This is a genomic window from Commensalibacter papalotli (ex Servin-Garciduenas et al. 2014) (assembly GCF_000527695.1).
In the GTDB taxonomy this organism is placed as follows: Bacteria; Pseudomonadota; Alphaproteobacteria; order Acetobacterales; family Acetobacteraceae; genus Commensalibacter; species Commensalibacter papalotli.
On record NZ_ATSX01000001.1, the window covers coordinates 910,487 to 922,341 of the forward strand.

Below are 11,855 nucleotides of genomic sequence, written 5' to 3' on the forward strand. Positions count from 1 at the left end.
GCCAAGCACCTTGATAACTTACCAATTTTAAAGAATTATCCCAAGTCTCTGTTACAAAATTAAACTTGATAATCTTGAGCAAAAGAATAAACTTGAAATCTTAGTTTACCTAGAAAATCGCTTTTCATAGCATAAAGATTTATTAAATGAGTTTATACAAATCTTTCTTTATTTTAACGTTAGCCTTAAACCCTTTCCCGATTGCTGTTTATGCCCAAGATATAGTCACATCTCCTTTGGCTATTCGTGCTTTACAAACCAGAGAATTTACAGGCATTAATCAAGCACAAGCTTTGAGTATAGGAATAGCAACTTTTCAAGATCTAGGATTTATCATTACTGAAAGCTCGGCCTCATTGGGATTAATCAAGGCCAATCAAACGCGGCCTGATGAAAACACGATTATCCAAGCTACTTTAACCCTAGTTCCCAACCCAGGGAAAGAAGCCAAAATTACTTGTCGGTTATCACTTAGTTATTCTCCTTTTTATTATGGTGAAGAAGGCGCCAATCTGGCAGGACAACCCCCAAGGCAATCCAGCACGGTTCAAAGTCCAATTTTATACCAACAGTTTTTTAATGCCTTTTCATATTCAATCCACATCAACAAGACTTAATTAAATGCAAATTTTCCCTTCTCATCTATTTAAAGTTGCAATCATAAGCTTTGCTATCGGAATAACTGGCTGTGCAAACGATGATCCATCCATAAAAACACCCACCACTCAGAAAAGAATTAATCAAACACGCATCTTTTCTGCCCCAAGCCAAGAAATACTTTTGCAAACCATTCTGACCACACTGCAAGACCAAGGATATAATATTGTCAAAGTCAACAGTAACAATGCAGAAATTACCGCACAACGAGATGGGAATGTTTTAATCAGTGTCATTGCCTATCAAACAAACCCACAACAATTTGCCGTTCGCGCCAATGCACAACGCTATATAAGAAACGCCAATTTATTCAGTAATAATACGACAGGATATGAAATTATTATGGATCCTGTTTTTTATCAAAAAGACTTTTTTGAGCCTCTATCAAAATCTTTATTTATACAAAAAGAAAATCTTTCCAATTAACCTTTTTCATCATAAAATAATTTTATCGCCCCTTATCCCTTTGACAGAGAGACTCAGATGCGTTCTTTAAAATATGTAATTTTCCCTTTACTTGCCCTTTTCTCTGCCTGTAAATCTGCACCGCAACAAATAAATGATGTGCAAGCAGCACAAAATGCAGATGCTCGATTAACGTTGGGTACTATTGAAAGCCAGCTTCATAATGGTATGAGCAGTGCTGCAGTCATTGAGACTTTTGGACCACCCAACATAGTAACAACCGATGATCAGCACCGCGAAGTATGGGTCTGGGATCGTATTTCAACCATGCGTGCACATACAAACTCTGGCGGATGGGCAACAATTTTAATCTTGGGCATTGGAAATAAAGCAAATACTACCAGCGTATCTCAACGCACATTGACCCTCATTGTTAAATTTGATGATCAGAAAAAAGTAAGAGATTTCTCTTATCGATATAGTAATTTTTAAAATGTTCCTATTTCATTCGAACTTATACCGCTCTTTGCTTTTAGGAGCGGTTTTTACTTTTCCTGCCCAATACGTAAAAGCTCAAACTCATCAAACATTATCACTCAGAGCTATTCAAAGCCGATCTTTTGAAACAACTGATACGCAAAAAATGTTGCAAAATATAGTCTCAACCTTGCAAGATATGGGATATATTATTGGCAGGATTGACAATCAACTGGGCTTTGTAAATGCTGCTCAGTTTGCCAATGATATTACAGAAATTACCGTAACTATACAGCCAATCACTCACTCAATGACCGTTCGAGCATCAGGACGAAGGAATAATATTCCTATGGATGATGATCCTGTTTTTTATCAAAATTTCTTTAATCATTTATCTCAAGCAGCCTTTTTAAACGCTAACAAAATTTATTAACGCATTTACATTTTATAGATGCAGGTTACCATTAATAGATACTCATTATTCATTACACAAAGTAAGGAGTCTATTATGCTTAACAAAGATACCAAACTGTGTATTTCTCTTGCTGCTCGTCCAAGTAATACGGGCACCAAGTTTCATAATTATTTATATAATAAACTTGGTTTAGATTTTATTTATAAAGCTTTTACAACCAAAGATATTGAACATGCTATCAAAGGCGTACGGGCTTTGGAAATTCGGGGTTGTTCCGTATCTATGCCTTTTAAGAAAAGTTGTATTCCATTTGTAGATACCTTATCAGAAACAGCCAAGGCCATTAATTCAGTTAATACAATAGTGAATGATAATGGTCACTTAACGGCTTATAATACAGATTATCTTGCAGTAAAAAAACTTGTTGAACAAAATTATAGCAATAAAAATATGACAGTTATTATAAGAGGAAGTGGTGGCATGGCAAAGGCTGTGATTGCGGCTTTTCGTGATAATGGTTTTACCAACGTTATCATATATGCCCGTAATGAAGAACATGGGATGAGTCTAGCTAAAAAATATGGCTTTAAATACTCCAATGAAATGCCACAAAATCCAAGTGAAGTTTTGGTAAATACAACACCTATTGGTATGTCTGGTGGCATAGAAGAAAATGATTTAGCATTTACAGAAAAAGAGATTATGACAGCTAATTATATCTTTGATGTTGTGGCTCTCCCTTCTGAAACACCCCTTATTCAAGCTGCGCGGAAACACAATAAACCAGTCATTACAGGTGCAGAGGTGATTGCATTGCAAGCTTTAGAACAATTCGAACTTTATACAGGCGTGCGTCCAAACAAAAATCTGATGTTAGAAGCCTCAAAATTTTCTAGATCTTAATTATAATATTTGAATAAAAAATTAATTAATCTGAGAGTATAAACTTAATACTTTATCAGAGCATTTTTACTTTTTCAGATTATACATAACAACAGTATGTGTTGTTATCACAACACATACTTTTACAAAAAAAACAAACATCTCTTTTATGACTATTCTTAAATTTTTTTATATATAAATGAAAATTATTCGCCTCATGAAATAGTTTAGGTTTTTCATTATGTTTAAAAAGTATCTCTTGCTAGTTGCTGGTATGATTTGTGTAACAACAACTAGTTTTGCAATTGATAATAAGCATTCCGGGTTTTATATTACTGGAAAAGTTGGAGCCTCTGTTTTACAACAGAAAAATCAGAAATATATTGAGCGCTATCAACGTTATGATTACGAAACTGAAACACGTTTTAATCAAACTTATTATGGAAAATCAGGTGGTACACACACTAATGCCAGACTAGGTGGTGGTATTGCTGTGGGTTATAATTTTGATAATCGTTTTAATGTTCCTGTTCGTGCTGAAATCGATGTTATGGCACGTATGGGTGACAGTTCAAATTATCTGCGTGAGCGCCAATCCCTTCGCTATTCTTGGTTAGAAGGACGATCTGATTATGAAAATAAAATTAATAACAAAGTCCAACTAAATACGTTTATGTTCAATGGCTTTTATGATTTTAAAAATGAATCTGCATTTACCCCATATCTTATGGCTGGCGTTGGCCTAGCATCATTTAAGCATACATCTCAACCAACCGTTTCTTATACAGATTATGATACGAGCAATCAAATGACAGGATATTATAAAAACGGTATTAAAGGATCACGTACTACAAACAACTTTGCTTGGAATGCTGGCGCTGGTGTTCGATATAAAATTAATGAAGATTTTGATCTCGATTTTAGCTATCGATATTTAGGTGCTGGCAAATCATCACTCACCACATGGAGACAACCTGCGTCAACATATTACCTTGGTCGGCATGAGAAATCAAAAATAAAAGTTGTTACTCAAGATATCATGCTAGGGATAACCTATAATTTTTAATATAAATTGCGTGATAGTGTGTCAAAGAAACGTTGATAAAATTGCGTTTCTTCAACAGGATATTGATTATATCGTGCATTTATTCGCACTAAACTACCTCGACCAGATGCAGGTTGAATAACAACGTTAACCTGCATAATATGATCATGATCCAGCTGCATTGCCTCAATTATTCCGAGTTGCACATCTACTCGGACAATTTGGAAATCTAGGCTGGCTAATGTTTTTATAATAGATTGCAAAACAATCTTTTGATTTGATTGGTTAAACTGCTTGCTTTGCATATTCCTGAGTTGTGAAGGCAATGTTTTTGTCAACTGTAAATCAGTTGGGGCATCAGAACCACTACAACCTGCCAACATCAACAAAACTAAGAAACCACCCCATAAGTTACTTTTATTCATACTGGATGCTCCTCTAGATATAATGCCTTGGAAACAGCCTCAAAGAATTTTTGGTAAAGCGCTGGGTCTTTAACAAGCCAAACTCGGTTTAACATTCCTGTGTTTAAAAAACTGCGCAATTCTACGGAAACATGCATTTCATACCCTTTTTTATCCATAACAGGATAAATCACAACCGAGATTGAACCCAGATGGCGTTGCACATAAGGAATATCTGAGCCATTTCCAAAATCCAAAGAAGGTCCAAAAGACAATCCAAATCCAGGCATATTTCCCTGATTATATCCTGTCACAGGCATTCCAAACAATCGAAATGGTGCGTTTAATTCATTGGTTTGATCTGCAAAAACCATTCCAGCTTGGATATTTGACTCTCGAATCGTATAATGCTGATCCTGAATAACATTCATTACTGCACGTATTAAACGATCTGGTTGTTCAACTTCGAAAAAACGAGTTTGTATTTTTTGTCTAGCTATACGCTCTGGTGTCATGGTGACACTTTTCAGATTTGGAACAGAAGATGAAGCACAACCTATCAGCAAAAATATCAAGAAAAAACTTATGGCTAGATACCATTTTTTTAAAAAATATATTTGCATATAAAACTCGTTTTCTAATATTTTATCGACTACAGAAGAATAAAATTAAAGTAAACGATATATTAACATTTATAAAAATAAAACACGTAACCCATATTTTTTTTATTGTTTGACATATTTACCTTTTCTTAGCGTTCTTTTTTTTATAGGTTAAACGTTTATTGATCACTTTATATTCAAAATACGATGGCAAATTCTTCTCCTTCCTATTCTTTTGATATTCGTGCAGGCACAATTATTCACGCAGATGCTATATCCTCACCAGGAAGCTATTTGTTGAAAGTTAATTTTGGCTCAATTATCGGCATCAGAACGTGTTTATTACAAGCCGTTCCATATATTAATGTTGAATCCCTCTTGGAAAAACATGTCTGTGCGATAATTAACTTTCCAGGATATAAAAAGAATATCAAAACATTAAACACTATTTTACTTTGTATGCTTGATAGTGATGGGCATTACATCCCTATTCAACCAGATTACTGTATCCCTAACGGAGGCTCTTTATTTTCATGACAACACATTATATGACCATCTCGTGGGATCAACTGCATAGAGATGCTCGCACTCTTAGTGAACGACTCAGCAACAGACAATTCAAAGGAATTGTTGCTATTACACGTGGAGGGATGATTCCCGCCGCCATCATCGCCAGAGAACTGGAATGCCGATTAATCGATACGGTTTCAATCGTTAGTTACGATGAAGAAGAACAAGGCGAGTTAAAAATCATCAAACATCCTACTATTGCTGGTGATGGTGAAGGATTCTTAATTGTTGATGATTTGGTTGATTCGGGTATCACTGCCAAAGCGATACGTAAATTATTACCCAAAGCATATTTTGTTTGTTTATATGCAAAGCCAGCAGGTAAACCATGCACTGATGATTTTATTATGGAAGTTCAACAGGATACATGGATTTTATTTCCTTGGGATTCCGCACCAGCTTTTGCTCCTCCTTTAATCAAAATTAAAAAATAAAAAAAATGAATTTTTTTTATAAAAAAGACTTGCGTTCTTGCTCAGAACCATCTAATTAAAAGCTCATTCGGGGTGTGGCGCAGCCTGGCTAGCGCGCTTGTTTTGGGTACAAGAGGCCCCCGGTTCGAATCCGGGCTCCCCGACCATTAATAAACTCTAACTTAGGTTAGAGCTTACTTAAAAAACAAAGAGGATTATATGGCAAAGGCTCGTATTTACAAACGCGCCAAAAAGGCAACACAATCAGGACATGCTCGTCATTTATGGGTTCTTGATTATGGACAATCCTCTCCTCGTTCTCATGACCCGATTACTGGTTGGGTTGGCAGTAACGATACACAAACTCAAGTAAGCATTTCTTTTCAAACTAAAGAACAAGCAATTGCTTATGCTGAGCGTAAATCTATTCCTTATGATATAGAAGAACCAGGAACAACTCGTTTTGTAGTAAAAAATTATGAAGATAATTATCATCATAACCGCAAAATGAATTGGACACACTAGGATTTTATTTAAGCGCCCTTAGCTCAGCAGGATAGAGCAACAGCCTTCTAAGCTGTGGGCCGCTGGTTCGAATCCAGCAGGGCGCACCATAAAATCTTTATAGTATAATATAAATAATTACATTCAATGTTCAAAAAACAGTCAGCATTGTCCCTATTAATATTAAATAATACTTACGATTTAAATTCGTCAATTTAACCAGTATTATAATAATCTAGTAATGAACAAACTATACATTTCATAAATGATTTTTTCATTAGTTTATTGATCTTAATCATTTAAATTCCCATTTTATATTCGGTAAATCCCATTCTTTATGTTTTTGTTTATAAGCTTCTAGTGGCAATAAAACAAAAACTGGATTTCGTTCACTATTAAGCCAACTTAACAACGCACGCATATGAACTTCATCCATAGAAGTACATCCTGCTGTTGTGGCATAACGATCTTTTCTAAGATGGACAAAAATACAACTCCCCGCGTTGGGAATATTGTTAGGATTATAATTTAAAACAAATCCTAATTTATAAAGTTGATCTCCATTATAATGAATATCACGCCGCATAGGTTCGGTCGAATCTTGAGGCAAGCTAAATAGGACCTTTTGATGGTTTACTATTTGATTATAATATGGGGAGAGACTATTATCGATACAATAATCATCCTTAGTTAATGCTTGATATGGATACGAACGATCAACATTCTTAGCGTATCCGAAACTTGATCCTATTTTGAAAATTCCTGTTGGGCTACGCATGTCCCCTTCTGTCTTTACAATACCTTGACTGACGTATGGGTGTAACCCTATTCCCCATGCTGCACCATTTTTTCCTAATGAAACATTGAAAGACTGACCTATATGAATCCATCGAGAATGTTTATATTCAAATTGCAATAAAACTCCTTGGTTACTATTCCAATTAGAGGATAAAACCAAAATCATTTGCTGATTTTTTTTCCATTGAACAATGACATTTTGTCTAGGGTTCATTGTGCAAGCAGACAGCATCAATACACAGAAACTAACTGTTAATAAGTGCAGATAATTTTTCATATTTAATCAAGCTCTCTTTGTTCATCATTCATTATCATACATATACCACCCTTTATTCAGAAGAAGATGTTTGTATAATTTTACTTTAACGATATAATTTCTCTAATTATTATTTATAGTCTCTTTGATAAAAGGTCTTAATTTCATGAAAATCTTAGTTACTGGTGGGTGTGGATATATCGGCAGCCATACTTGTGTTCAATTAATTAACCAAGGATATGAACCGATTGTAATTGATAATTTATGTAACAGTAAAGAAATTGTCCTGGATCGCATTAAAGAGATCACTGGTAAAAAACCAAAATTTTATCAAGGAGATACACGTGATAAGGCCTTATTAAAAAAAATCTTTAAAGAAAATACTATTGATAGTGTAATTCACTTTGCAGGGTTAAAAGCTGTTGGTGAATCTGTATCAAAACCATTGGAATATTATGATAATAATGTTTATGGCTCTTTAACCTTGTTTGAAGCCATGCGTGATGCAAATGTAAAAAAAATAATCTTTAGTTCATCTGCTACGGTTTATGGCACACAGCCTATTGTCCCTTATGTTGAAACGATGGAAACGGGTGAGCCAACTCAACCTTATGGGCGCAGCAAACTTTTTATCGAAAAGATTTTACAAGACCTTAATATTGCTGAAAACGGTTGGTCTATTACATTACTAAGATATTTTAATCCTGTTGGTGCTCATCCATCTGGTTTGATGGGGGAAGATCCTCAAGGAATTCCCAATAATTTAATGCCATATATGACCCAGGTTGCTATTGGTCAAAGAGAATCTCTTGCTGTATTTGGTGATGACTATGAAACCTCCGATGGAACTTGCGTGCGTGATTATATTCATGTGATGGATTTAGCTGACGGGCATCTAGCTGCACTAAAATATAATCAAGATCATAAGGGTTCACATATTTTTAACCTTGGATCCGGTAACGGGAATAGTGTTTTAGAGGTCATTGCTGCTTTTGAAGATGTATTTGGTAAAAAACTAGCTTGGCATTATGCACCACGTCGTGCTGGAGATCTGTCTGCCTATTGGGCAAATGCTGATAAAGCAAAAAAGTTACTTCATTGGGAAACCAAACTGAGCCTCCATGACATGGTCAAAGATTCATGGAACTGGCAAAGCCAAAACCCCAAAGGATTTATTTAATTTATAACTAAGGAGATTTCTAATGCCCATATTTAATCCCGTTGATCATCCTCATCAACGCTATAATCCATTAACAGATGAGTGGGTATTGGTGTCTCCTCACCGCGCAAAAAGACCCTGGCAGGGGCAAACAGAACCCCCTGTTCATAAAGAAGCTATTCACCATGATCCAGATTGTTTTTTATGTGCAGGAAACAAACGAATCACCGGTGATATTAATCCCGATTATCAATCAACTTATGTTTTTAATAACGATTTCGCAGCCTTGCTGCCTGATGCACCGAAATATCAACATCTTGATGATCCTTTATTTAAAATAGAGAGTGTTCAAGGCACATGTCGGGTTATTTGTTTTTCCCCTGATCACAGCAAAACACTTCCCGAACTTCCTGTATCATCGATTCAAGATATTATCAAAACTTGGATTGAACAATTAAACGAGCTGGGTAAAGTTTATAAGTGGGTGCAGCTTTTTGAAAATAAAGGTGCCATGATGGGATGTTCCAACCCTCACCCTCATGGACAAATCTGGAGCGGCAATTTTATTCCCAATGAAATCCGTAAAGAAGATACCTGCCAAGCCAATTATTGCAAAAAACATAATTCTTCTTTGTTAATGGATTATGTGCAAAAAGAATTACAACTCCAAGAGCGCATTGTCGTTGAAACAGAATTTTGGGTTGCATTAGTGCCATATTGGGCTATTTGGCCATTCGAGATTCTGCTATTACCTAAAACAATTGTACACCGTCTTAACGAACTTACCTCAGAGCAACAAGTCGATTTAGCCGTTATTTTAAAAACTCTTACAACAAAATATGATAATTTATTCAATTGTTCTTTCCCTTATTCAATGGGATGGCATGGTGCTCCTTTCACTGACGATCCCAAAGAACATTGGCAACTTCATGCCCATTTTTATCCCCCTTTATTACGCTCTGCATCAACTAAGAAATTCTTAGTAGGTTATGAAATGTTGGCTCAAGCTCAGCGTGATATTACAGCAGAACAGGCAGCCGAGCGGTTACGCGTCTTAAGCAACATCCATTATAAAGAGGTTTAATTGAATGCAAAAAATGATCCAAGAAACTTTATCACAGTTTCAAACCCATTATGGATATCCTGCGGAACTTGTTATTCAAGCCCCAGGGCGTGTTAACTTAATTGGTGAACATACAGATTATAATGATGGTTTTGTCTTGCCTTGTGCGATCAACTACAGCACTTTTATTGCCAGCAAGAAAAGAACTGATCATCAAGTTAATATTATTGCTGTAGATTTTGATGGAAAAGATAATTTTGATCTCGGTAAACCTATTAATAAATCCGAGCAAGGTTGGGCAAATTATGTCAGGGGCGTTTTTAAATATGTTCAAGAACTCCACTCTGACTTTACTGGAATAGATTTAATTATTCATGGAAACGTTCCTTTAGGCGCAGGGTTAAGCTCTTCCGCAGCGCTAGAAGTATCCATTGCGACCACGATTAAAACCCTTTATCACCTCCCTATTGATCCAAAAACTTTAGCAAAAATTTGTCAAAAGGCAGAAAATAAATTCGTTGGTATGAATTGTGGAATTATGGATCAGTTTATCTCTACACTTGGGGAAAAAGATCATGCTTTATTGATTGATTGCCGTAACCTTGAAACACAATCCATTTCAATGCCAACCAATCTGTCTGTCGTGATTATTAACAGCAATGTTAAACATGGCTTGGTAGACAGTGAATATAATTTGCGCCGTCAACAATGTGAAGAGGCAGCACAAATTTTAAATGTTCCTAAATTACGTGACGCAACTATTGAATTACTCGAACAGCATAAAACAAAAATGAGCAATGTTGTATATCGTCGTGCCAAGCATATTATCACTGAAAATACCCGTACTCTGGAAGCCGCCAAGGCTTTAAGTGAAAATAATATCACAAAATTAGGAGAGCTAATGCAAGCTGGTCATCTCTCAATGAAAGATGATTTTGAAATTACAGCACCAGCGGTTGATGCCTTGGTTGATATAGTAAAATCAGTCTTAGGTAATAAAGGTGGTGTCCGTATGACTGGAGGTGGCTTTGGAGGATGTGTTGTGGCCCTTGCCCCTCATGATATGATAGAGCCTATTAGAAAAGTTGTTGAGAAAGAATATTACGCACAAACAGGTTTAAGAGAAAGCTTTTATATTTGTCATGCCATGAATGGAGCAGGAAAAGTTTCTGTATAACTCTTTTAAATCAGACAGGATAAGATCTTACTTATCCTGTAACCATAATTCATAATGTGAAGGCCATTCCGAAGCAGGCGTGTTAGGTTTTCCAAGAGCAAATCCATGTCCACCTTTAGGATAACGATACATCGTGACTGGCACGTGATCTCTGTCACAAATTTCCTTCATAATTAAAGTATTTTGTGGGGAAACAACAGGATCATTTTCTGCTTGTACTAAAAAGAATGGTGGAGAATGAGGTGTTACATAATTTTGAATTGACCATTCTGCATTTTTCTCATCAGAAGCTTTTCTGCCGACCAAAACATGATGAGATGAGGTCGTATCATAAGGTTTTTCAATGGTAATGACTGGATAAATTAATGCAGCTTTATCAACAGTAGCTGGCAAACTATCTACCTCATCTTGAGGTTCATAAGATTGAAATTTAGATTTTACCGCCGCCATTCCCATTAAATGCCCTCCCGAAGAAAACCCAAGAAGACTTACTTTTTTTTCACGTTGCTTCATGATACGTATAGCACGTTGTGCATCTTGTAACGGTGCCAAAGCATCTGCTTTCCACCCCTCATCGGGCAAACGATACGTCAATATATAGGCCGTATATCCTCGAGCAACCAACCACTCTGCTGCTGGGCGAGATTCTAAGCGTATAGCTATGCGTTTATATCCTCCACCACCTGCGATCAGAACGCCATGACCATTAGGATTTGGGGGTGTCATAATGGTTAAGGTTGGAACCCTAACATTACTGACCGATCCATTCATAGACAGTGTCATTTCACCAACAGGCCCACCACCACCAGGAGGCGTTCCAGGCCATAAACGTATTGTTTGTTGTGTATATTGAGGGCGTGCTGCTGATACTGTACGAACACCCGTGATCATACTGGCAGTTACACAACCTGTTAAAAATTGGCGACGGTTCATAAGCAAAATTCTTATAATTTATAATCGTAATGTGTTTTAAATAAAGCTGAATCTAATATCATCAAACATTACTATCTCATTTCATTATTAAAATC

16 protein-coding genes and 2 tRNA genes are annotated in these 11,855 nt (G+C 36.1%); 14 read left to right on the forward strand and 4 right to left on the reverse strand.

From position 1 onward, the window contains the following. The first annotated feature begins 146 nt into the window (after nucleotides 1-146). The 6 genes from COMX_RS04105 (at nucleotide 147) to COMX_RS04130 (ending at nucleotide 3,902) form a co-directional block, all read left to right on the forward strand. Nucleotides 147-617 carry a hypothetical protein gene (locus tag COMX_RS04105; protein ID WP_034337317.1) on the forward strand — a complete coding sequence of 157 codons (471 nt, stop codon included), beginning with the start codon at nucleotides 147-149 and terminating at the stop codon, nucleotides 615-617. Nucleotides 618-621: 4 nt separating this feature from the next. Continuing rightward, nucleotides 622-1,083 (forward strand): hypothetical protein, encoded by a 462-nt coding sequence (locus COMX_RS04110; RefSeq protein ID WP_034337320.1) that lies wholly within the window; start codon nucleotides 622-624, stop codon nucleotides 1,081-1,083. 57 nt (nucleotides 1,084-1,140) lie between these two features. Continuing rightward, nucleotides 1,141-1,554, forward strand: coding sequence for a hypothetical protein (locus COMX_RS04115; RefSeq protein WP_034337323.1), 414 nt, complete (start codon nucleotides 1,141-1,143; stop codon nucleotides 1,552-1,554). A gap of 1 nt (nucleotide 1,555) precedes the next feature. Next, nucleotides 1,556-1,972, forward strand: a complete 417-nt coding sequence (locus COMX_RS04120) for a hypothetical protein (protein ID WP_051461856.1) — start codon at nucleotides 1,556-1,558, stop codon at nucleotides 1,970-1,972. A 75-nt stretch (nucleotides 1,973-2,047) separates the two neighbouring features. Beyond that, nucleotides 2,048-2,857, forward strand: a complete 810-nt coding sequence (locus COMX_RS04125) for a shikimate 5-dehydrogenase (protein ID WP_034337326.1) — start codon at nucleotides 2,048-2,050, stop codon at nucleotides 2,855-2,857. A gap of 220 nt (nucleotides 2,858-3,077) precedes the next feature. Further along, complete coding sequence (locus COMX_RS04130; protein WP_034337329.1) at nucleotides 3,078-3,902, forward strand: outer membrane protein; 825 nt, start codon at nucleotides 3,078-3,080, stop codon at nucleotides 3,900-3,902. Here the strand turns inward: COMX_RS04130 and COMX_RS04135 are convergent. Both COMX_RS04135 and COMX_RS04140 read right to left on the reverse strand, forming a co-directional pair. Then, complete coding sequence (locus COMX_RS04135) at nucleotides 3,899-4,306, reverse strand: hypothetical protein (RefSeq protein ID WP_034337332.1); 408 nt, start codon at nucleotides 4,304-4,306, stop codon at nucleotides 3,899-3,901. The two genes, COMX_RS04130 and COMX_RS04135, sit on opposite strands and share 4 nt — an antisense overlap. Then, a complete protein-coding gene (locus COMX_RS04140) occupies nucleotides 4,303-4,800 on the reverse strand; it encodes a hypothetical protein (RefSeq protein WP_034337335.1) in 498 nt (165 codons plus the stop codon). The genes COMX_RS04135 and COMX_RS04140 overlap by 4 nt, the downstream gene beginning before the upstream one ends. Before the next feature lie 294 nt (nucleotides 4,801-5,094). Between COMX_RS04140 and COMX_RS04150 the strand changes: the two genes are divergently transcribed. The 5 genes from COMX_RS04150 (at nucleotide 5,095) to COMX_RS04170 (ending at nucleotide 6,484) form a co-directional block, all read left to right on the forward strand. Beyond that, nucleotides 5,095-5,424 carry a hypothetical protein gene (locus tag COMX_RS04150; protein ID WP_034337341.1) on the forward strand — a complete coding sequence of 110 codons (330 nt, stop codon included), beginning with the start codon at nucleotides 5,095-5,097 and terminating at the stop codon, nucleotides 5,422-5,424. Continuing rightward, entirely contained in the window at nucleotides 5,421-5,891 is a 471-nt protein-coding gene (gene gpt / locus COMX_RS04155) for a xanthine phosphoribosyltransferase (protein WP_034337343.1), read from the forward strand. The genes COMX_RS04150 and gpt overlap by 4 nt, the downstream gene beginning before the upstream one ends. A gap of 68 nt (nucleotides 5,892-5,959) precedes the next feature. After that, nucleotides 5,960-6,037: transfer RNA gene (locus COMX_RS04160), tRNA-Pro, on the forward strand. 52 nt (nucleotides 6,038-6,089) lie between these two features. After that, nucleotides 6,090-6,395: an ETC complex I subunit gene (locus COMX_RS04165; RefSeq protein ID WP_034337345.1), complete on the forward strand. Its 306-nt coding sequence runs from the start codon at nucleotides 6,090-6,092 to the stop codon at nucleotides 6,393-6,395. A 12-nt stretch (nucleotides 6,396-6,407) separates the two neighbouring features. Continuing rightward, a tRNA-Arg gene (locus tag COMX_RS04170) sits at nucleotides 6,408-6,484 on the forward strand. 185 nt (nucleotides 6,485-6,669) lie between these two features. Here the strand turns inward: COMX_RS04170 and COMX_RS04175 are convergent. After that, complete coding sequence (locus COMX_RS04175) at nucleotides 6,670-7,449, reverse strand: L,D-transpeptidase family protein (RefSeq protein ID WP_034337348.1); 780 nt, start codon at nucleotides 7,447-7,449, stop codon at nucleotides 6,670-6,672. Between the two features lie 145 nt (nucleotides 7,450-7,594). On the opposite strand from COMX_RS04175, the gene galE reads away from it, so the two are divergent. Genes galE through galK form a run of 3 tightly spaced genes read left to right on the forward strand, consistent with a single transcriptional unit; the run spans nucleotide 7,595 to nucleotide 10,827 of the window. Then, a complete protein-coding gene (gene galE / locus COMX_RS04180; RefSeq protein WP_034337351.1) occupies nucleotides 7,595-8,608 on the forward strand; it encodes a UDP-glucose 4-epimerase GalE in 1,014 nt (337 codons plus the stop codon). Nucleotides 8,609-8,630: 22 nt separating this feature from the next. Then, nucleotides 8,631-9,671, forward strand: coding sequence for a galactose-1-phosphate uridylyltransferase (gene galT, locus COMX_RS04185; protein ID WP_034337354.1), 1,041 nt, complete (start codon nucleotides 8,631-8,633; stop codon nucleotides 9,669-9,671). Between the two features lie 4 nt (nucleotides 9,672-9,675). After that, nucleotides 9,676-10,827: a galactokinase gene (gene galK, locus COMX_RS04190; RefSeq protein WP_034337358.1), complete on the forward strand. Its 1,152-nt coding sequence runs from the start codon at nucleotides 9,676-9,678 to the stop codon at nucleotides 10,825-10,827. 27 nt (nucleotides 10,828-10,854) lie between these two features. Here galK and COMX_RS04195 read toward each other — a convergent pair whose 3' ends face one another. Beyond that, nucleotides 10,855-11,760: an alpha/beta hydrolase gene (locus COMX_RS04195; protein ID WP_034337360.1), complete on the reverse strand. Its 906-nt coding sequence runs from the start codon at nucleotides 11,758-11,760 to the stop codon at nucleotides 10,855-10,857. Nucleotides 11,761-11,855: the final 95 nt, after the last annotated feature.